This is a genomic window from Helicobacter ailurogastricus (assembly GCF_001282945.1).
Lineage (GTDB): Bacteria > Campylobacterota > Campylobacteria > Campylobacterales > Helicobacteraceae > Helicobacter > Helicobacter ailurogastricus.
Window position 1 is genome coordinate 283,404 of sequence record NZ_CDMG01000002.1, and the last position, 20,012, is coordinate 303,415.

Sequence of the window (20,012 nt, forward strand, 5' to 3'; positions counted from 1 at the left end):
CCTTAAATGTAATTGGGCGCGTCATTGGCAAATAAAATTAAATCTTTAGCAAAGGTGATGGTTTGCAAAACTTGCTCTAGTTGGCTTTTATCGCGCAAGAACACCTTTTGGGGTCTGCTTAAATGTTGGGTGAATAAATCCGCGTTGAGCTCTCCTGTAACCACCACAATGTCAAACACTTCTTCGATGGCTTGGGCTAAAGTGGCATTGGATTCTTCATCGCTTTCAACCAGCCCGGGTGTTACAATCACCTTGCGTCCGGGGTATAAGCTTGCCAAACGCACGCTCTCTAGCATGCCCTTTAAATTGCCATTAAAGCCGTCATCGATGATGAATTTATCGTTGAGGTGCAAGGGGTGTAAGCGGTGGGGGACGGGTTTTAATTTAGACACGAGCCTTTGCAACTGGGCGGCGGGGATTTCAAAATAACGCCCGATTAAAACGGCTAGGGCGATGTTATCCACATTAAACGCCCCTAAAATTTTGGTTTCAAAGGCGAGCCACTGGTTGTCTAAAAAGAGCTCAAAGCTGGTCCCCTCTAAAGTGGCGCTCACCGCACGCACTTGTCCGGGGTAGGGCTGGATTTGCCCCTCTAGCCCGGCGTAAAAAGGCTCTAGAGGGTTTTTTTCATGGCAAAAAGCGCGAATGAGGCGGGGGGATTGCAAAATCTCGGCTTTGGTGGCGTAGATGGTTTCCATATTTTTAAAATATTCAATGTGTTGGTTACCGATCTCTGCGATGATGGCGTAGTGGTGGGCTAGAAGCTTAGAGATGGCTTTGATGTCGTCCTTTTGGCGCGCCCCGGCCTCGGCGATGTAAAGCGTTGCGCTCTCTTCAAGGTTGTTGTTGATGTCTTGACTTAAGCCTAAAAGCGTATTGACGCTGTCAAGGGAGCTGTAAATCGTGAATTTGCCCTGCAACATTTGGTAGAGGTAGTTTTTTACGCTAGTTTTGCCAAAACTGCCCGTGATGGCGATGATTTGTAGGTCTTTCATGCGCCTTAATTTGTCTTTAGCAAGGCGTACATACCCTTGGGCAATCAACGCCTCAAAGGCTTTGTAAGCGATATGCACGAGAGCGATCAACAAGAGATACAACCAAAAAAAGCTTTGGTTGTAGGCGTGGGCCAAAAGCGCATCCACAGACAAGAAAAGCAACAAAAGGGTGAAAAAACGCACCACGCGGGGGGTGAAAACGAGGGGCTTGTCTAAACGAGCGCGCCAAAACAAGAGAGCCGGCAACTGCACCCCCCCCACAAAGACGATAAAGGCCAAATCCCAATGTTTTAGCTGTGTGATGACAAAGACAGCAAGGGGCAAAAGGGCGTGGTAGATGTGCCAACGGCGTTTGTGGTGCTTGGTGAGCACCCTAGAAAAGCTGTAATTATACCACTGCAACAAAGTGATCAAGTAGTAATTTAGCCCCAACACAAAACCCCAAAGCACCACCCATTTTAAAGTGTCTAGCATACTTCACCCCACTCTTTTAAACATTGCAAATATGCCCCCTCCACTTGCGCCCCCTGTTTGAGAAAAAAGTAATGATCCCCTTTTAAAGCCACAAAGCAGTTTATCGGCACTAAAGAAGCGATTTGTTGCCCGGCATGTAGGGGCGTGGCTGTGTCCTCTTGCCCCCATAAAATCAGGGTCTTTTTGGCGCAGGCTTTAAACTCGGGGCTAAAATCCTGCTGCACCGTGTATTTGAAGGTTTCATACATAGCGGGATTGAGGTTGTCTGCATCCTTGCTTTTAAGCAGGCTCAGGGCTTTTTTAAGCCCAACAGATTTTAAGGCTTTGGCAAATTTGATTTTCAAACGGGTGTTGAAGGGCTTTGGCATTAAAATCCCCGCACTGCTAAGAAGGATGAGATAAAGGCTCTCACACAGCAGGGCGACCTTGCCCCCGAAGCTGTGTCCCATGGCGGTGTCGATCTGTACTTGCAAAGAGTGGCAAAACGCATCTATGATCTTGGCGTAATCTAGGGGGGTTAAAAAGGTGTCATTGGGGCTCTTGCCAAAGCCGGGCAGGTCTAAATAAAAGTGGTTAAACGCCTTAAAGTAGGGCTTAAAAGCCATTTGCATCAGCTCCTTAGAGCTCCCCCAGCCGTGCAAAATGAGAAGGTTTTTAGGGGCTTTGTTGTCGCAAAAATCGTAGGCGATTTCAAAATCTAGCCCCTTATAGCAGATTGTACGCTTGGCCATCACTTGGCTTTTTGGATTTGGTTAATGTAGTTATAGGTGATGGGGATGGGGGTGGGCTTGGGTAAATCGATGTGGGCTAGGACATGGGCAAAGTCTTCAAAGAGATAGTGGGCCAAACTGCCCGGAATGGGGTTGATCTCGTTTAAAAACACCTCTCCCTCAATCACAAAAAAATCGCAGCGGATGATCGCCCCCACAAACAGTGGATCGTAAAGGGCTTTAAACAGGGCGTGCATTTTTTTCTCTAAGGCGGGGCTAAGGTCGGCTTTAGAAACCTTATCAGTGCGCGCAAAGTCCAAATACTTTTCCTCAAAGCCCAAAAAGTCTTTCTTTTGGGGCTCTTCAATGGTGGAGAAAACAAACGCGCTCTCCCCCTTGTCTTGGATTTTACACCCGGCTAGGTTGTATTCTTTGACCCCCTTTTTAAAAGGCTCGATGAGTACTTGGCTGTCAAACTCAAAGACCTCATCTAAGCCAAAAGCAATGTCTCGCTCCTCTTGAATCACCCTAATGCCTATGGAGCTGCCTAGGCGGTTGGGTTTGGCGATTAAAGGGTAGTCCATGTGCTTTAAGGCGGTGCCATCGTGGTGTTCTAAGAAAACATAGGGCAGCGTGTTTAGCCCCTTTTCTTTGGCAAGCATTTTTGTAAAGTGTTTGTTAAAACTAAGCACGCTAGCCTCCACTCTAGGGCCGATAAAGCGCACGCCAAAAAAGTCTAACAAAGAAGCGAGTTTGCCATCCTCCCCATCTGCTCCGTGGATTAAATTAATGAGCGTGTTGAAGATAACTTTTTTAGAGCCAAGCAAGCCTTGCGTGTAGAAGCCATGCATTTTTAAGGACAATTCGGGGCATTTCTTATACTGCCCGCTAGAAAAGAGTTGTGAGCGCATGTCTTTAGGCTCGATCAAATAAAATTTATGCGCCCCATCTAAAAAAATAAAAACCTTGATCCGCTCTCTTAGCACCTCTTTGAGCGCAATGGCACTCACGATGCTGATTTCATGTTCAAAACTCTTGCCCCCAAATAATAGCCCGTAATCCACTTGTATCCTTTTATCAGAACCAAAAGCCTGCTAGACAAAGCCTCATTATACACAAATCTATTAAAAATATGCCTCTTAAACATGTCTAAGGTTGTTTTAGGGTACAATGGCAAGCTAAATTTTAAAATAGGGTGCCAGTGGTGTTTTGCAATAAAGATCAGACCTCTTCTGCGCTTGGGTTTAGGAGGCGTGTGTGTGCCCGCTAAAGACCACCCACGAGGCCAGTCCGCTCAACATGAATATCTCAAAAGCCCTCCACGAAGCCAAGAAGGTGCTTAGAAACAGGGGGGTGCGCAACGCTTTAGAGTCTGAATTACTTTTAAGTTATGTTTTGGGGGTGGATCGGGTGTATTTACACATCCACGCCCAAGAAGAGTTGGAGGAATTTGCTTTCGAGCGTTTCATGCATATGGTCAGAGTCCGCGCTAAGGGCCGCCCCATTGAATACATCACCAACGAAGTGAGCTTTTATGGGCGGACCTTTTTTGTCGATGAACGGGTGTTAATCCCTAGGCCTGAGACAGAGATTCTAGTCGGCCAAGCCTCAAAACTCATCCAAGATTACGGCATTAAAAATGTGGTGGAAGTAGGGATTGGCAGCGGGGTGATCGCTGTGAGTTTGGCGATGGCAAATCCTAAAATCTCCATTTTAGCCACCGACATTTCTATGGATGCCCTAGAGGTGGCGAGCATGAATATCAGCACCTTTAATTTGCAAGAGCGCATCGAATTGTTCCAAACCTCACTCCTAGAAGGCGTGGATATTAAAGCCCGTACCCTTGTGGTGAGCAACCCCCCCTATGTCCCCCTAGATTACCCCCTAGATGAATCTGTGCGCTACGAGCCAGAGATCGCGCTGTATGGGGGAGAGGATGGCGATGAGATTTTAAAAGTGCTGATCGATGAAGCCGCAAGCAAGCGGGTAAAGTATCTAGCCTGCGAGATGGGCTACAACCACAAGGCCTCTTTAAACGAGCATTTGGGCGTGCAAAAGTATTACCCCAATTTTTACACCGACTACGCCGGGCTAGATCGGGGTTTTGTCGCCACTAGACAAATCTAATTGCGCTCTTTATAATCTGCGTACCCAAAACTCTTTAGAAGTTTAAACGTCTCTCCCTCTAAAAGCCCCAAAGCGGGCAGGGCGATCCCATTAAAGGTGTTGTTTTTAACGATTGTGTAGTGCAACATGTCTTCAAAAATCAAGCGATCGCCCACGCTTAAAGGGCTTTTAAAGCGATAGGGCCCTGTGTAATCGCCCGCCAAACAACTTGTCCCCCCTAGCATCACGCCCCCTTGTGGGTCAATCTCTGCCCTTTCGATGCCTGCTGTACTTAAGTGCAAGACTTGTGGGGTGTAGGGCATCTCTAAACAATCTGGCATGTGATTAGCCACGCTGATGTCTAAAATGGCAATGTCTTTTTCATTATGGACGATGTCTATAACGCTGGCGAGCAAAAAGCCTGTCTGCCAACCCACCGCCTCCCCGGGCTCTAAAAAAATGTCTTGGATGTGCGGGTGCTTGGTCCTAAAGTCGTGAATGGTGCTTTTAAGCACCTCTAAATTATAGCCCTCTTTGCTGAGGTGTTGCCCGCCTCCAAAGTTCATCCACTCCATTTTTTCAATCACCCCGCCAAAGTGCCCCTCAACATGCTTTAAAGTTTCTTGCAAGGCGGGCGCGTCTTGTTCGCAATGGGTGTGGAAGTGTAGGCCACTAATGCCCTCTAACCCGCACTGCATGATCCCCTTTTCAAAAGTCTGCGGGGGGATTCCCAAACGGCTAAAAGGGGTGCAGGGGTTGTAGATGGCAGGATGCACCTCACTATAAAGGGGATTGATTCTAAGGCCCATTTTAATGGGGGAGAGTCCTAAATTATGGAGTTTTTGGTTTTTGAGTAGGATGGTGCTTTTATAGCGTTGGTATTGGCTAAAAGAGTTGAAGATAATATGCGAGGCGATGGGCAAGATTTGTTGCATGTCGCTCTCTTTATACCCGGGGCTAAAAACGCAAATCTCCTTCCCGCTCTCCCTCGAGCCAAATTCCTCATAAGCGAGCACCGCCTCATACACCCCACTCGCACAACACCCCCACAAGCTCGCCCTCACCCACTCAAAGCAACGCCAAAAGGCAAAGCCCTTGAGGGCAAGTAAAATTTTTATCTGCGCCTCTTGTTGTACCCGCTCTAGCAAGGCTAAATTCGCCTTGAGCTTGTTTAAATCTAAAACATAACAAGGGGAGGGAATCGCGTTGTAATCCATTAGGCGGGTTTAACTTGCATGAATTGTTTCACGATGCGCTCGACATCTTTAGGGTTAGACTTCGAGATAAAGTCATCGGCATGCAAAGAGCGCGCCATTTCCTCATTGCTGCTCCCGCTCATGGAGGAATTGACCACAATGGGGATATTGATGGTGCGCTGGTCTGATTTTGCTCGTCTTATCACCTCAAACCCGCTCGCCTCGGGCATTTCTAAGTCGGTGATGATAAGGCCCACTTCCTCGACAAGAGTCTCTGGGTTGAAGAGATAATCTAAGAGCTGTTGGCCATTGATGAAGTCTAAATGCTTGATGCCTAACCTGTCTAAAATCGCTTGCATGGTTTTTAAGACGCTTGGCGAGTCGTCTGCCAAGAGCACGATTTTATCGCTGTAAAGTTGGCTCAATTGGTCTAATTCCTCGTGGCTTTCTTGTTCGATCCAAGGGAAGACATCCACCAACATTTTTTCAATATCCACCACCTGCACCAACCGTCCATCAAAGTAGCGGGTACGGCTGACTAATTTAGAATTGCCCGTGTTGCCCCCCACGCCCGCACTCTGCTCGATCTCCGTCCATTTCTTATTGAGGATGCGATCCGCCTCATAGATGCGCACTCCAATCGTCCAGCGCGAGAACTCGCAAATCATCACAATCTCATCGCCATTTTCCGCCTTTTCAATGCGGTAAGGGCGCAAATCCCGCTGTTTGTTCGCGCTGTCATAGTAAAACCACTTTTTCATGTCAATCAAGGGGATGGTGAGCTCCCTGATGATGATGAGCCCCTCGACTAGAGAATTAGGCTCGTGGCTGATGATGGTTAAACTCCCATTGTACTTCACCACCTCGCGGATTTTAAAGACATTGACGGCGTATAAATCCTTGTTCTTGCCTAAGCGAAAGCAGAGCAGCTGCAACTCATTGTTCTTATGCAGGCTCGTAACTTGGTCAATGTGGGCTAAGTTGTTGGGCATCCTCTTCCTTTAGCTTGCAAATGCTCTAATTATAACACAGCTAAACATTGAATCTAAAGTGCATCACATCGCCATCTTGCACGATGTAATCCTTGCCCTCCACACGCAAAGCCCCTTTAGCCTTAGCCCCCGCCTCTCCCCCATAGGCGATAAAATCTTTATAAGCGATCGTTTCAGCCTTGATAAAGCCCTTTTCAAAGTCTTTATGAATCACCCCGGCCGCTGTAGGCGCGCTAGAGCCCTTAACGATCGTCCAAGCCCGAACCTCTTTGACCCCAGCGGTAAAATAACTCATCAACCCCAAAGCCTCAAAACCTAGCTTAATGATTTGATCCAACCCACTCGATTCTGCGCCCAAACTTTGCAAAAACTCCAACGCCTCACTCTCTTCCATGCTAACCAGCTCTTCTTCCAACTTAGCACACAAAGCCACAAAGCCCGCCCCTCTACCAGTAGCCAACTCCTGCACTTTTAAGGCGTGGTCATTCAAGCCACTTAAGCGCGCCTCATCCACATTTGCCACAAAAATGACCTCTTTTACGCTCAAAAAGCGCAACTCTTGATTTAAAGCAATAAAGGCAGGGTGCTCTCTATCTTTAAAGCTGCTAGCGGGTTTGAGCTCGTTTAAGTGGGCTAGAAGGGCGTTGGCAATCTCTAGGCTAGCTTGGGCTTCTTTGCTGGTTTTGGCAAGTTTGGCAAGCTTTTCTAGGCGTTTTTGCAAGGTCTGTATATCAGCTAAAATCAATTCTACTTCAATGGTTTCAATGTCGCTTAAAGGGTTGACCTCTCCGCTCACATGCGTGACATCCTCGTCCTCAAAACAACGCACCACATGCAAAATCACGGCGCACTCTTTGACATGGGCTAAAAACTGATTGCCCAAGCCCTCGCCCGCACTCGCCCCCTTGATGAGCCCCGCAATATCGACAAACTCCACGCTGGAGTGCTGGATTTTCTCGGGCTTAACGATGTCTGCCAACGCCTTTAAGCGGGCATCGGGGACATCTACGATCGCCTTATTGGGGTCAATGGTGCAAAAGGGGTAGTTTGCACTCTGCGCGTTGGCACTCTTGGTGAGCGCATTGAATAAACTAGACTTACCCACATTGGGCAAGCCCACGATGCCAATAGAGAGCCCCATTTAGGCCAAAATATCCAAGACAAACTGCACGCACATGCGCACGCCCGCTCCGCTGGCTCCTGCCACATTAACATCCCAATCTTTTTCAATGTAGGCAGGTCCGGCAATGTCGATGTGTAGCCATTTGTCCTTATAGGCTTCGCGGATAAACTCGTTTAAGAAAAGTCCTGCGGTAACCGCCCCGCCGTAGCGCACAGGGGTGATGTTGGCGATGTCTGCCATCTTAGAATCCAAGAGTTTGCGTAAATGGCGGTTAAAGGGCAGTTTTGCCACAAGCTCCCCACTTTTAAGCGCGGACTCTTCAAATTGGGTTTTTAACGCCTCATTGTTTCCCATAATCCCGCTGGTGTAAGAGCCAAGGCCCACTACGCAAGCTCCCGTGAGCGTGGCAAAATCCACGATCAAATCGGGCTCCAAATCTTGGGCAAAACTCAAGCAATCGGCCAGCACCAAGCGCCCCTCAGCATCCGTGTTGCGCACCTCAATGCTCTTGCCCTCTTTGGAGATTAAAATGTCATCGGGGCGGTAAGAGTTGCCAGAAATCATGTTTTCTGCTAGACCCAACACGGCATGCACTTCTGCCTCAGCGTGCAAGTGCGCTAGGGCGTTGATGGTCGCTAGCACCGCACACGCCCCGCCTTTATCGGCTTTCATCGTTAGCATGTACTCGGCAGTTTTAATGCTAAGGCCACCGCAATCATAGGTCAAACCCTTACCCACTAAAACAATCTTTTTCTTGGCGTTTTTGGGTTTATAGACTAGATGCACGAGCCTAGGGGGGTTGGCCGAAGCGGCATTCACGGCTAAATAAGCGTTCATGCCCTTTTCTTTGAGGTATTCCTCCCCGTGAATAAAGCACTCTAGCCCATTCTTTTCGGCTAAATCTTTGGCTTTTTTGGCGACATAGGGCGCGCTGGCGACATTGGGGGGGGTGTTGACCAAATCGCGCGCAAGATTCACATGTTCGACCACAATTTTAGATTTGTCTAGGGCTTTTTGTAGGGCTTTTAAATGTTGTTCCCCGCCCAAAGCCACGATGATCTCTTGTAAATGGACTTTGCTTTTCTTTTCTTTATAGGTTTCAAACTCATACATGCCAAATTGCAAGCCTGTGAAAATCGCCTCCATCGTTTCTTCTAGGGCGTGTTTATGCACGCTGTGTTTGGCGGTGTAAAGCCCGATTTTTGCACTTTTCACGCATTTTTTGAGCGCGCGCACGGCGTTAAAGGCCGCCTCTCTAAATAAATGCGTGTCGCTCTTTGCCACGCCCACATACAAGGCTTGGTTTTTTTGATCCCAAAACACACCCTCGCCCTCGTAGTTGTGAGTTTGCAACAAATGCGGGTCTAGGGCAACGCTTAGGTCTTTATCAACAATAAAAACAATGGCAACATCCGCCTTAAGGGCATCAAAAGCACTTGTCTCTAACTTCAGTGAAAACATTCGCATCCTTTACTATTGAATTTCTTGGATTTTTTTATCCATCTTCTTGGTGTGGGATTGAAAATACCACACGACAAACCCTACAGTCACCAACAATATTAGTATAAGAAGGTAAGGATAATGCTTAATCAACCTCAACAAATTAAAAAGTTGTTCGCCAAAACACCACGCCAATAAAATCGTGATCGAAGCCCACACAAAGGCACTTAAAAGGTTGATGGCGGCGAATTTAAAGGCGTTGTAGCGGGTAAGGCCTATGCTAATGGGGATGATGGTGCGCATGCCATACATGTAGCGCTGGATGAAGATCACAAACCAGCCGTATTTTTGCAAGAGCAAATGCGCCAAGGCTAATTTGCGCCGCTGTTTTTCTAGTTTTTTATTTAAATAGGTCTTGCTGGTGCGCCCGATATAAAAATACATTTGATCTCCGCTAAAACCCCCAAGGGCGGCTACGCTGATGGCCAAAAACACATTCATATGCCCCGCGTAGCACGCCATGCCTGCTAAAATCAAGCCGATCTCGCCCTCTAAAATGCTCCAAAAAAATAAAATGACATAGCCCCAGTTAGCGGCGTAATTGTTCCACAACTCTAAAATATAGGCTTCCATGCCTATTTGTCGTACTCCAGCACGCTAAAGGCGCTCACCCTCTCAGCGACTTTTTGCAAGCCCTCCAGCTCATTTAAAGAGATTAAAAAACACGCCTCCACGCAGTGGGCTTGTAATTTGTCTAAGAGCTCTAGACTCGCCAACGCCGTCCCACCTGTGGCGATCAAGTCATCAATCAGCACTACATGCGCGTCTTTAAGCTCTCTAAGCGCATCGGCGTGGATTTCTATGGTGTCTGCGCCATACTCTAGACTATAAGACGCGCTTAAGGTTTGGCAGGGCAGTTTGCCCTGTTTTCTAATCGGCACAAAGCCCGCTTGCAAAGCGTAGGCCAAAGCCGCGCCTAGAATAAACCCGCGTGCCTCAATCCCGGCGACAAAATCCACGCCGTGCAATTTATAGCGATCCCTTAAAGCGTCTATGAGCATGCCAAAGAGCATGGAGTGGTTGATTAAGGGGGTGATGTCTTTGAATAAAACCCCGGGTTTGGGGTGGTCTTGCACTTCTCTAATGGCTTCTCTTAGTTGGGCTTTTAATTTTTGGCTAAACATGATTCCTCACAATAGGGCTTCGATTTTTTGTTCTAATTCGCGGATTCGGGCTTTGTATTTGTCGGTTTCTAGGCGGTATTGCGCGTTGCGCTGCTTTAAGACCTTCACCTCATCTTTTAAGGCATTCATCTCGTGGGTCAAAATGTCAATGTTGCCTAAAGAGCGTTGCAGTTGCAATTGGTGCTTTTGAATCAACACCTCTGCTTCTTGCAAAGTGAGTTTCATAGAAGCCGAGTATTTCTCTTGCCTTTTAGCCACCGAGCGGTAAAAGAAAGTCCGCACCGCCATGTAAGCCACAAACAACACCACAAGGGTGATGACCATCCATTGCGCTAACACTTGAGCCCTTCAATTTTATCTAAGCGAATCGCATGCCGTCCGCCCTCAAATTCTGTTTGTAAAAAAGCCTCGATGGCACTTAAAGCCACCCCAAAACCCACGACATTTTGTCCTAAACAAAGAACGTTGGCGTCGTTGTGTAGGCGCGCCATTTTAGCCATGTAGGCATTCGTGCAAAGGGCCGCGCGGATGCCCTTAAAGCGGTTTGCCATTATGCTCATGCCAATCCCGCTCCCACACACCAAAACCCCTAAAGCGCTTGGCTTTTCTAGCAGGGCTTGCACAACTAAAGTGGCGTAATCGGGGTAATCCACCCTCTCTTTTGGCGCGGGCTTAAACACCTCTAGGCTGTGGCCACTTCTCAGTTGCTTCTCTAAAAAGGCGCACAACTCCAATCCCGCATGGTCGCAACCCAAGATCACATGCATTTAGTCCTCCTGTGTGGGTAAGTGGTGTCTTTCCTTCATTTGTGCCTCGAGCCCTTGCACACTTTTAAACATGCGCTGCCAGCGCACAGTGAATTTATCTTTGGGCTCTCCGCCCGCCTCAATGCTGTTGGATAAATTCAAACTAAAGTAAATGAACCACGGCGTGCCGACAATGTGGCTATAGGGCACACTCCCCCAAAAGCGCGAGTCGCTGCTGTCATCGCGATTATCGCCTACCATAAAGTAATGGTCGGGCTTAATCTTAGCGTAAAAGGCATTTTCGCCCTCCAGATCAACAAGTTGCATGCCCACCTCCATTTGGCTTTGGATTTGGTGGCTGGCGAGGGCTAGCATGATGGGAAAAGTTTGGTTGTGCTTGCTGTAAAAAATCCCCAAGTGTTTATCTGCATAGGGCGCAAAGACAAAGTCTTTGCCTAAAAATTGTTGCACCTTGTGTTTAGCAAAGTGCTTAGAAATGTAGTTGGGGTCGGTGTCGCTCTCTTTAGGGTGCAAATAAAAGCCATCTTGTTTAAAAATGATTTCATCGCCCCCGGTGGCAAAGAGTCGCTTCACATAGTAGCCCTTGTTGGTGGGGGGGATAAAGACCACCACCTCGCCCCTTTGCGGGCGTTTGCCCTCTATTAAATGTCCATTGCCCTTAAAATCGGGCACTAAAGGGATGTCAAGCCATGGCAGACGCGGAATGGGGATGCCATAGCTAAACTTCTTCACAAAGAGCATGTCGCCCTCGTAGAGAGTGCCGACCATAGAGCGCGAGGGGATGACGAAAGCTTGCGCCACAAAGAAAATCGCCAAGAGCACTAAAATGATTGTCCCCGTCCAACTCATCACAAACCGGCGCAACGCTTGAAAGAAACCCATAAAACCCCTTATTTAAAATTTAAGCACAGCCTTTAGCGGCGTGCAAAGTGTTTTGTAAAAGGCAGGCGATGGTCATCGGCCCCACACCCCTTGGCACAGGGGTGATGAAATCCACTTTGTCCTTTAAACCCTCAAAATCCGCATCCCCCACGATCTTGCCCTCCACTTTATTGATGCCAATATCCACCACCACCGCCCCCTCTTTGACCATGTCCGCTTTTAATAATTTGGGTTGCCCCACCCCCACGCAGACAATGTCCGCTTTCTTGGTGTATAGGCTGATGTCCTTTGTCAAAATATGGCATAGGCTAATGGTTGCCCCCGCGTTTAACATCAAAGAGGCTAAGGGCTTGCCAATGATGTTGCTCGCCCCCACGATCGCCACATCTTTACCCTTCACCTCAATGTTGTAGTGCTCTAAGAGTTGCATCACCCCCATCGCCGTGGCGGGCAAAAATCCCGTGTAAAGGCTGTTAGAGTAAACCCGCCCCACATTGAGCGGGTGGAAACCATCCACATCCTTACGCGGATCGATCGCCTCAATCACCCGCCTTGTGTCTATGTGTTTAGGCAGGGGCAGTTGCACTAAAATTCCATGCACGCTTGGATCGCGGTTGTGAGCGTCTAGCAAGTTTAAAAGCTCTTTTTGGGAAGTCTGCGCGCTTAATGTTTGCAACACGCAATCAATCCCGACTCTCGCGCAAGCTTTGGCTTTCATATTCACATACAGCACGCTCGCGTTGTCTGTACCCACTAAAATCACCACCAGCTTAGGGCAAAATTGCAGGGTTTGTTGCAAAGTCTGTATTTCGTGGCGCAAAGCCTCTTCTTTTAAGCGCGCGAGCGTGTAGCCATCTAGTAAAACCATCACCTAACTTACTTGAATTTTTACGCTATTATAATCAAAAATCTTTGAAAGAGACAGTTTGCCAAGACAAAGCGCGTTTTTAGCTTGTGTTTTCATTGCTCTTCTCTATGGAGCGGACAAGCCCAAAGAGGGCGGTTTCATCACTATTTTAGAATACGGCAAAGAGCTTTACAACAATCCGCGCAACATCAGTTGTGTAAAATGCCACGGGTGGAAAGGCCAAGAGCAAATCATCACCCGCTACACCACCGCCGCAGACCAAGAGCGCGTTTTTAAAGCCCCCCCCATCTATGGTTTGAGCTTCGAGCAACTTAAGGACGCTTTAGAAAGGGGCAAATCCATCATGCCCCGCTACAACCTCACCCCCGATGAGATCAAGGCGATTTACTACTACCTGCGCTCCACCAAGCAAAACTAAGCCCCCTTGTAATTTTTAAAGATGTCTTGGCTCACCTTGTAACTGCAAAACTTGGGCCCACACATGGAGCAAAACTCGGCTTCTTTAAAAACCTCTTGGGGTAAAGCCTCATCGTGGTATTCTCTAGCCCTGTCTGGATCAAGCGCGAGCGCAAATTGCTTGTTCCACTCAAAGGCATAGCGCGCATCACTCATCAAATCATCGCGCACCCGTGCGTTGATGCGCCCTCTAGCGATGTCAGCGGCATGGGAGGCGATTTTATAAGCTAAAATCCCCTCGCGCACATCTTTGGCATTAGGCAGGCCCAAGTGCTCTTTAGGCGTTACATAGCAGAGCATCGCCACGCCCTTATAAGCCGCCAAGCACGCCCCGATCGCGCTGGCGATGTGATCGTAGCCGGCCGCAATGTCCGTCACCAAAGGCCCTAGTACATAAAAAGGGGCCTCGTTACACAATTCTCTTTGTAATTTGACATTGCGCTCAATTTGATTCAAGGGCACATGCCCGGGGCCTTCAATCATCACCTGCACATCTTTTTCATACGCCCTTTGGGCCAATTCGCCCAGTACTTTTAATTCGGCAAACTGCGCCGTGTCGCTAGCATCGGCCAAACAACCCGGGCGCAACGAATCGCCTAGACTTAAAGATACATCGTGTTCTTGGCAAATGGCGAGGATGTCGTCAAAGGCTTCATAAAAGGGGTTTTGTTTGTGATAGTGCATCATCCACGAAGCCATCAAGCTCCCCCCACGACTCACAATCCCCATTTTACGCCGCCCGACATAGGGCATGTGCTCGAGCAAAAACCCGCAATGGATGGTAAAATAACTCACCCCCTGTTTGGCTTGTTTCTCTAGCACCGCTAACATCGTCCCGATGTCTAGCTTCATCACATCGTTATTCACATCGTGTAGGATTTGATACATCGGCACGGTGCCAATAGGCACGCTCGAGGCGGCGATGATTTCTTTTCTAATCGCATCCAAATCCCCACCGGTGGATAAATCCATCACCGTGTCCGCCCCATATTTAATGGCGATTTGCAACTTTTCCACTTCCTCTTGTGTGGAGTGGATGATCGCCGAACTGCCGATGTTGGCATTGATCTTGGTCTTTAAGGCAATGCCGATTCCCATAGGCTCTAAATTCTTATGGTGGATATTTGCTGGGATGATCAAGCGCCCCTTTGCCACCTCTTTACGCACCAACTCAGGGCTTAATTCTTCAATGTTGGCAATGTGGTGCATTTCTTCAGTAACAATGCCCTTTTTAGCGTAGTGCAGTTGGGTTTTAATGGGGCCTGTGTGTTTGTCTATATCGTTGCGCATTTATAGCTTCTCCTTTGATGAAAAGCACCACACTAACACAAGCGTTTAAATGTAGGCTTAAAGCTTGCTCTAACACCCTTTTAAGCTAGAAAATACTAGAATGTGGCTTTGTGCTTTGAAAATTGAGAACTTTCACTCTGAGCCTTAAAGGTTAGGGGTTTGGGGGTTTAGGTTTGCCTAAAGGGTTTGCTTGCAACCACGCCAAGATCTTTCGCTCGTTTTAGCCGCAGCGGGTTTAAGTACCCGTTTTACCCCCAACTTAGCCCACTTCCCCCACATTAAAAAACAATTTTGGCCCTTAAATGGCGTGCCTTTGGTGCAAAAGGTCTATGAAGATTTTAAACATCTCGGGCTTTTTACGCAGATTTTTATTGTGGTGTCAAACCGCTTTGAGCAAATCTATTTAAGACAGCTTTTATGCGATGAGAGTGTCAGCGTTTTGGTGGGGGGGGCGAGCCGTCAAGAGTCGGTGCAAATTGCCCTAGAGGGCGTGCAAACCCCCTTAGTTGTGGTGAGCGACATCGCCCGCTACCAAACCGAACCTTTGGTCTTAGAAAGGCTTTTAGAGCGCATGCAAGGCGGGCTTGATTGCGTGGCCCCGGCTCTAAGCGCAACCGACACGATGGTCTATTACAACCCCACAGCCATCCCGCCCTACCAGCTTTTAGAGCGCAAACGGGCGTTAAGGGTGCAAACCCCCCAAATTTGCCGCACCTCTGTTTTAAAACAGGCTTACAAGGCGGGGACTTTCACCGATGAGAGTAGCGCCATTTTAAGTCTAGGCGCGCATGCCGCCTACATTGAGGGCAGCCCCAACCTAGACAAACTCACCTTTGCCAGCGACTTGCCCGCGCACAGTGTCCGCACCACTTCTCACACGGGGCTAGGCTTGGATGTGCATGGCTTTGAGGGGGGCAAGGTGATGAAGCTTGGGGGAGTGGTGATTCATTCTAGCGATTGCGGGGATTGTGGATTTAGAGCGCACAGCGATGGGGATGTGTTGTTACACGCGCTCATTGACGCGCTCTTGGGGGCGATTGGGGGCGGGGATATTGGGTTGTATTACAGCGATCAAGACCCCAGCTTTAAGAACAAGGACTCGGCAGAAATGTTACAAGAGATTTATCAACTTGTGCAGGGTGTGGGGCATTGTGTGGAGGGGGTGGATATCACCCTTTTTGCCGACATGCCTAAAATTTCTCCTTATAGGGCGTTGATTAAAAAGAATTTGGCAGAATTGTTAAACATGCAACTAACAAACATTAACCTGAAAGCCACCACTTTCGAGGGGTTGGGCTTTGTAGGTAGAAAGGAAGGTGTGGGTGTGCAAGTGTTGGTCCAAACCCGTGCCCTGTATGTGGTCCATGAATAAAACTGGCAGTGTTTTAATCATTGAAGATGAGATGCATTTAGCCCAGAGCATCAGCTCGGCTTTAAGCAGTGTGGGCTACCAGTGCCAAAGCGCATCGAGCATTTTCCACTATTTTAAAGAGGATTACGATGTCATTTTACTCTCTTCGCAAGTCTGTGTGGAGCGTTGCGAACTCTTTGTGCGCAAGAACGCCAAAGCCATCACCATCATCATGGCTCCTTTTGTGAGCGAGGATGGAGTCAATCGCCCCTTGAAAGCGGGCGCAAAAGACTACATTTTAAAACCCTTTAAAATGGACGAGCTCATTAGAAAAATCGCCTATCACCGGTCCTACCAAAAGGCGATTGAGCGGGCGAGTGTCTATGAAAAGTATTTAGATTTTAGCGCCCAACATTGTGGCTTTGACATGCGCGCCAGCCACAACCTCCCCTTAGTCTTACACAGCTATGCGCAAATTGGAGCAGACATGTTTGTGCTCAATTACACCCGCCTGCATGGCTTAAACTTGGAGTTTTTCTCTTTAAAAAACCTAACAGACATTAGCAAATACCTGAGCCACAAAGACCGCTCCAGCGTTACCTATTTCACGCATTTAGAGGCGCTAAACCAGAGGGAGCGAGAGAAGTTTTTAAAAACCCTAGAAAGCCACAACGCCATTGTGAGCTTCGTGGGGCAAGAGAGCTTAGAGTGTGCTAACTTCTTCTCTTTGGAGGCAAACCAACCCACAATCCCCCTAGGTCTGCTTTCCATCCAAGATTACGAGAAAAACGCCATCCAACAATTTAGCCCCTGCTACACAGACACCGAATTGGCTAAACGCTTAGGCATTAGCCGTAAATCCCTTTGGGAGAAACGCCGCCGCTACAACCTGCCTAGAAAACAAGCCTAAGCCGAGGGGCTTAGACTTTCGCCAAAACGACTCCAAAAGCCACTTGGGCCCCCGTGGCCTTTAAGGTTTTTAGGGCTTGGCGCAGAGTCGTGCCCGTGGTTAAAATGTCATCGACCACAAAATAAGGCAAACTTGGATCGCCTGTAAAAACAAAGCCCTTGGGGTTTTGCTCTCTAAATGCCAGACTCTGCCCGGCGTAGGCGACATCTTTGGTGGCCCGCAACTTGTGATAAACAGGCTTGCAAGGACTTTTTGTGCAGAGCGCGCGGGCGATTATAGCGGTGTGCGCATACCCTCTTTTGATGTGATCGTCAATGGGTAGAGCATAAAGGGGCTTAGACAAAAAGGGTTTGAGCAAACCGCACACACGCAGGGCCAAAAGAGGTAAAAGGCGGCTGCCTACTAGGTGGTACTTGCTTTTAAGCAAAAATTCCACCTCGTCATAAACATAAAAGCTGTAAATGGGGGTGTCCTCTAGGCGGTGGGCTTGCAGGCGTGGGGCCAAATCGGCGTAGCAACGCCTGCAAAGCAACTTAACGCTCCATGCCATGCAGACAAAACAGCGCACCCTAGACCTTAAATTTCTTAAACTCCCTATCTAGCTCTTGGCTCTTATCCACAATTGCGGCACTGTGGTTTGCTAAATCCTTGCGCACTTCCTTAACCCCCGCAAAGATTTGGATGAACTCGTTGATGACCTGATTGAGCTCGTCCATCTTAGCCACCACGACTTTATTTTGCTCCACGGTGTTTTGGGATTTTTCCTTAGTTTGGGTCAAGGTCTCTCTGGCGTTTCTTGCATCCGTGATGAGCAAAGAGGTCTTTTCTGACACCTCTTGAGATTGTGTCGCCCCGTTTTGCACCCGCTCGCCCATGTTTTCAATGCTCTGCGTCACCATATTCACCATCGCCGTGATCTCGCCCAAAGATTTTTGCGTTTTCTCGGCCAAGTTGCGCACTTCATCGGCCACCACGGCAAAGCCCCGCCCATGTTCGCCCGCGCGGGCCGCTTCAATGGCGGCGTTTAGGGCGAGCAAATTCGTTTGGTTAGCGATGCCATCGATGATCGAAAGGATGTTTTTAATTTCAGACGCATGTTTGACAAGTGCGGTCGAATCTGTGGCGATCTCTTGTTGGGTTTGCACGGACACCAAAATCAAATCTACAGAGTTTTGGATTTTTTCAATAAATTCGTTTAAGATCACGTCTGTGGCATCTAAATTAGCAATCGTCTCGCCCAAGTTGCTTTGCGCCAAGTGCAAACTTTCCCCCGTCTCGTGGTTGATCGCTTTTAAGTTTTCAACCGAGTCTAATTCTCTTTGCCCGGCTTGTGTGAGTTTATCTATTGACTTTTCTAAGGCCTGCCCCACGCGGCTATTGTCTTCAACAATGCCCTTACCAATTTTGACAATCCCGGCGATTTTGGCGATGAATTGATCTACATTTGCCGAAACTTTCGCGATCTCATCGCTCCCGGCGATGTTTAAACGGCGTGTCAAGTCCGCTTCTTGCGAGGACACCAAATCCTGCGCTGTGTCTTTAAGGCGGTTTAAGGGGCGGATCACATTTCTTTGCACCACCAACAAGAGCAAAACGATGATGAATAAAGAAATCCCCACCATCCATGAGAGGGTTTTGATACTAAAGTTGCGGGCATTGTTGTAAGATTCTTTTAAAGAAAGCTTGACCTCCATCACCCCGATCATGTCTCCGGGTTTGTTGTTGGTGTGGCATTTCACACAGCTAGCATCGCCGACTAAGGGTTGCAAAACCAAAACATGCCGCCCATCGCCCTCTCCTTGTACCAAGACCTCTTGGGGAGTTTTTGGGTTGTCAAAATAATTGCGGACGCGCGGGTCTTTTGTAAATTCTGTATTCAAGCCAAAGAGGCGTATATCTCCCTCTCCCGGGTAGAACTTCATTTTCACGCCCGGTAGTTTGTTGCTATCGTCTATCGCTTTGTAAATCGCTTTGGTTGTGCCCACTGCGATGGCTTGTACAATGGTGTTGATGATGGAGGCGTTGATGCTTTTAGCCACTGCTGTGCCTTGTGCTTCAGTCATTCTGGCATAATCTCTGCGGATCAACATAAAAATCAATAGGGCAAAAAGGCTCAATAAAATCACCAGATAGAGCAAAGCCCGAGTCTGCAAACTCCTAATCACATACACTCCTTGCGTTAAATGATGAAACAATCTCTATCATAGCAGAAATTTAGGGGCATAGACCAAACGGGTGTGCGGGCTAATGTCTGTGTCATATAAAGGGGAAAAATCTTTACATCTAAACAGCTCCACCCCCACTCTTGCGACCATCGCCGCATTGTCGCTGCAAAATTCTAGGGGGGCTAACAATAAATCCCGCCCAAATTCATTGCAAAGGGCGTTGATGCGCTCACGCACATATAAATTCGCGCTCACCCCCCCCACTAGCCCCAAGGTTTTAATGGGGCTGTTGGCAAAATAGCGGCGCAGGTTTTGCAATAGGTGGGCGGTGGCTGTCTTTTGAAAACCGGCGCACAAGCGGGCTTTAAAGCTCTCTGAAACAGCCCCCTTTTCTTTTTCTTGCATAATGGCTAGACGGGTAGCGTTTTTAAGCCCTGAAAAGCTAAAGGCTAAACCCTTGTGATCTTTAAGCGGGAGGGTGAATTTTAGCTCTTCTCGTGGAGGGCAAGCTTTCGCTAGACTCTCTACCACAGGCCCGCCCGGATAGCTAAGGCCCAGCATTTTAGACACCTTGTCAAAGCTTTCGCCCAAGCTATCGTCCAAGCTTTTAGCCACAATTTGCATCTCCTGCGGGCCATGCGCTTCCACAATGAGGGTGTGCCCGCCTGAAACGAGCAACACGCTTAGGGGAAAGATAGGGGGTTTGTCGATGAAAAGCGAAAAAATATGGGCTTGCAAGTGATCTATTGCAATTAAGGGGATGTTTAAGCCCAAAGCCAAAGTTTTAGCCAGCATCAGTCCTTCTAAAAGGGTAACACTCAAGCCCGGGCAAGTGGTGATGGCTATGGCTTTGAGCGCGCCAAAGCCGTTTAAAAAGTCTTTAGCCCTTTGGGCCAAGAGGGGAAGATTGAGCGCGTGTAGGCGCGAGGCAAGCTCGGGCACAACCCCGCCATAGGGGCTGTGAGCGCTTTCTTGTGAAATTTTAGAGTGCCAAAGCAATTTGGCGGTTTGTAGATCAACAAGCGCTAACGAGCTGTCATCGCAACTGCTTTCAATGCCAAGCAACATGTTTATTAAAACCCCCTTAATTTGCTTGTGGGCGC

At 48.3% G+C, this 20,012-nt stretch carries 21 protein-coding genes; 4 read left to right on the forward strand and 17 right to left on the reverse strand.

What is annotated here, in order from left to right; all coding sequences use genetic code 11:
* Nucleotides 1-2 precede the first annotated feature (2 nt).
* From HAL07_RS01525 to HAL07_RS01535, 3 genes are read right to left on the reverse strand one after another with little or no spacing between them, the layout of a single operon-like run.
* Complete coding sequence (locus HAL07_RS01525; RefSeq protein WP_197271625.1) at nt 3-1,469, reverse strand: Mur ligase family protein; 1,467 nt, start codon at nt 1,467-1,469, stop codon at nt 3-5.
* Nucleotides 1,463-2,200 carry an EstV family lipase gene (gene estV / locus HAL07_RS01530; protein ID WP_053941705.1) on the reverse strand — a complete coding sequence of 246 codons (738 nt, stop codon included), beginning with the start codon at nt 2,198-2,200 and terminating at the stop codon, nt 1,463-1,465. Before estV ends, HAL07_RS01525 begins: the two co-directional genes overlap by 7 nt.
* Nucleotides 2,200-3,243 carry a D-alanine--D-alanine ligase gene (locus tag HAL07_RS01535; protein WP_053944859.1) on the reverse strand — a complete coding sequence of 348 codons (1,044 nt, stop codon included), beginning with the start codon at nt 3,241-3,243 and terminating at the stop codon, nt 2,200-2,202. Before HAL07_RS01535 ends, estV begins: the two co-directional genes overlap by 1 nt.
* 235 nt (nt 3,244-3,478) lie before the next feature.
* On the opposite strand from HAL07_RS01535, the gene prmC reads away from it, so the two are divergent.
* A complete protein-coding gene (gene prmC / locus HAL07_RS01540; protein ID WP_053941779.1) occupies nt 3,479-4,306 on the forward strand; it encodes a peptide chain release factor N(5)-glutamine methyltransferase in 828 nt (275 codons plus the stop codon).
* Here prmC and nspC read toward each other — a convergent pair.
* The 10 genes from nspC to folD are packed head-to-tail and all read right to left on the reverse strand — an operon-like array spanning nt 4,303 to nt 12,737.
* Nucleotides 4,303-5,502 carry a carboxynorspermidine decarboxylase gene (nspC, locus tag HAL07_RS01545; RefSeq protein ID WP_053944860.1) on the reverse strand — a complete coding sequence of 400 codons (1,200 nt, stop codon included), beginning with the start codon at nt 5,500-5,502 and terminating at the stop codon, nt 4,303-4,305. The genes prmC and nspC overlap by 4 nt on opposite strands.
* Nucleotides 5,502-6,473, reverse strand: a complete 972-nt coding sequence (locus HAL07_RS01550) for a chemotaxis protein (protein WP_053941702.1) — start codon at nt 6,471-6,473, stop codon at nt 5,502-5,504. The genes nspC and HAL07_RS01550 overlap by 1 nt, the downstream gene beginning before the upstream one ends.
* A gap of 40 nt (nt 6,474-6,513) precedes the next feature.
* Nucleotides 6,514-7,614, reverse strand: coding sequence for a redox-regulated ATPase YchF (gene ychF / locus HAL07_RS01555; protein ID WP_053944861.1), 1,101 nt, complete (start codon nt 7,612-7,614; stop codon nt 6,514-6,516).
* On the reverse strand, nt 7,615-9,057 hold the full coding sequence (locus HAL07_RS01560; RefSeq protein ID WP_053941700.1) for a leucyl aminopeptidase: 1,443 nt from the start codon (nt 9,055-9,057) through the stop codon (nt 7,615-7,617).
* 12 nt (nt 9,058-9,069) lie between these two features.
* Nucleotides 9,070-9,669, reverse strand: a complete 600-nt coding sequence (locus tag HAL07_RS01565) for a DedA family protein (RefSeq protein ID WP_053941699.1) — start codon at nt 9,667-9,669, stop codon at nt 9,070-9,072.
* 2 nt (nt 9,670-9,671) lie between these two features.
* A complete protein-coding gene (locus tag HAL07_RS01570) occupies nt 9,672-10,220 on the reverse strand; it encodes an adenine phosphoribosyltransferase (protein ID WP_053941698.1) in 549 nt (182 codons plus the stop codon).
* 6 nt (nt 10,221-10,226) lie between these two features.
* A complete protein-coding gene (locus HAL07_RS01575; RefSeq protein WP_082346437.1) occupies nt 10,227-10,559 on the reverse strand; it encodes a coiled-coil domain-containing protein in 333 nt (110 codons plus the stop codon).
* Nucleotides 10,553-10,987, reverse strand: coding sequence for a ribose 5-phosphate isomerase B (rpiB, locus tag HAL07_RS01580; RefSeq protein WP_053941697.1), 435 nt, complete (start codon nt 10,985-10,987; stop codon nt 10,553-10,555). Before rpiB ends, HAL07_RS01575 begins: the two co-directional genes overlap by 7 nt.
* Complete coding sequence (lepB, locus tag HAL07_RS01585) at nt 10,988-11,869, reverse strand: signal peptidase I (protein ID WP_053941696.1); 882 nt, start codon at nt 11,867-11,869, stop codon at nt 10,988-10,990.
* 19 nt (nt 11,870-11,888) lie between these two features.
* The gene (folD, locus tag HAL07_RS01590) at nt 11,889-12,737 is read right to left on the reverse strand and encodes a bifunctional methylenetetrahydrofolate dehydrogenase/methenyltetrahydrofolate cyclohydrolase FolD (RefSeq protein ID WP_053944862.1); all 849 of its coding nucleotides are present in this window, start codon (nt 12,735-12,737) and stop codon (nt 11,889-11,891) included.
* A 94-nt stretch (nt 12,738-12,831) separates the two neighbouring features.
* Between folD and HAL07_RS01595 the strand changes: the two genes are divergently transcribed.
* On the forward strand, nt 12,832-13,155 hold the full coding sequence (locus HAL07_RS01595; protein WP_053941777.1) for a c-type cytochrome: 324 nt from the start codon (nt 12,832-12,834) through the stop codon (nt 13,153-13,155).
* Here HAL07_RS01595 and thiC read toward each other — a convergent pair.
* Nucleotides 13,152-14,483, reverse strand: a complete 1,332-nt coding sequence (thiC, locus tag HAL07_RS01600; RefSeq protein WP_053944863.1) for a phosphomethylpyrimidine synthase ThiC — start codon at nt 14,481-14,483, stop codon at nt 13,152-13,154. The genes HAL07_RS01595 and thiC overlap by 4 nt on opposite strands.
* Nucleotides 14,484-14,673: 190 nt before the next feature.
* On the opposite strand from thiC, the gene ispF reads away from it, so the two are divergent.
* Nucleotides 14,674-15,855: a 2-C-methyl-D-erythritol 2,4-cyclodiphosphate synthase gene (gene ispF / locus HAL07_RS01605; protein ID WP_053941693.1), complete on the forward strand. Its 1,182-nt coding sequence runs from the start codon at nt 14,674-14,676 to the stop codon at nt 15,853-15,855.
* On the forward strand, nt 15,848-16,744 hold the full coding sequence (locus HAL07_RS01610) for a response regulator transcription factor (RefSeq protein ID WP_053944864.1): 897 nt from the start codon (nt 15,848-15,850) through the stop codon (nt 16,742-16,744). Before ispF ends, HAL07_RS01610 begins: the two co-directional genes overlap by 8 nt.
* Nucleotides 16,745-16,754: 10 nt before the next feature.
* On the opposite strand, the gene HAL07_RS01615 is transcribed toward HAL07_RS01610, so the two are convergent.
* From HAL07_RS01615 to tsaD, 3 genes are read right to left on the reverse strand one after another with little or no spacing between them, the layout of a single operon-like run.
* Entirely contained in the window at nt 16,755-17,312 is a 558-nt protein-coding gene (locus tag HAL07_RS01615; protein WP_053944865.1) for a ComF family protein, read from the reverse strand.
* A gap of 1 nt (nt 17,313) precedes the next feature.
* Complete coding sequence (locus HAL07_RS08265) at nt 17,314-18,909, reverse strand: methyl-accepting chemotaxis protein (protein ID WP_053944866.1); 1,596 nt, start codon at nt 18,907-18,909, stop codon at nt 17,314-17,316.
* Nucleotides 18,910-18,945: 36 nt separating this feature from the next.
* On the reverse strand, nt 18,946-19,977 hold the full coding sequence (gene tsaD / locus HAL07_RS01625) for a tRNA (adenosine(37)-N6)-threonylcarbamoyltransferase complex transferase subunit TsaD (RefSeq protein WP_053944867.1): 1,032 nt from the start codon (nt 19,975-19,977) through the stop codon (nt 18,946-18,948).
* Nucleotides 19,978-20,012: the final 35 nt, after the last annotated feature.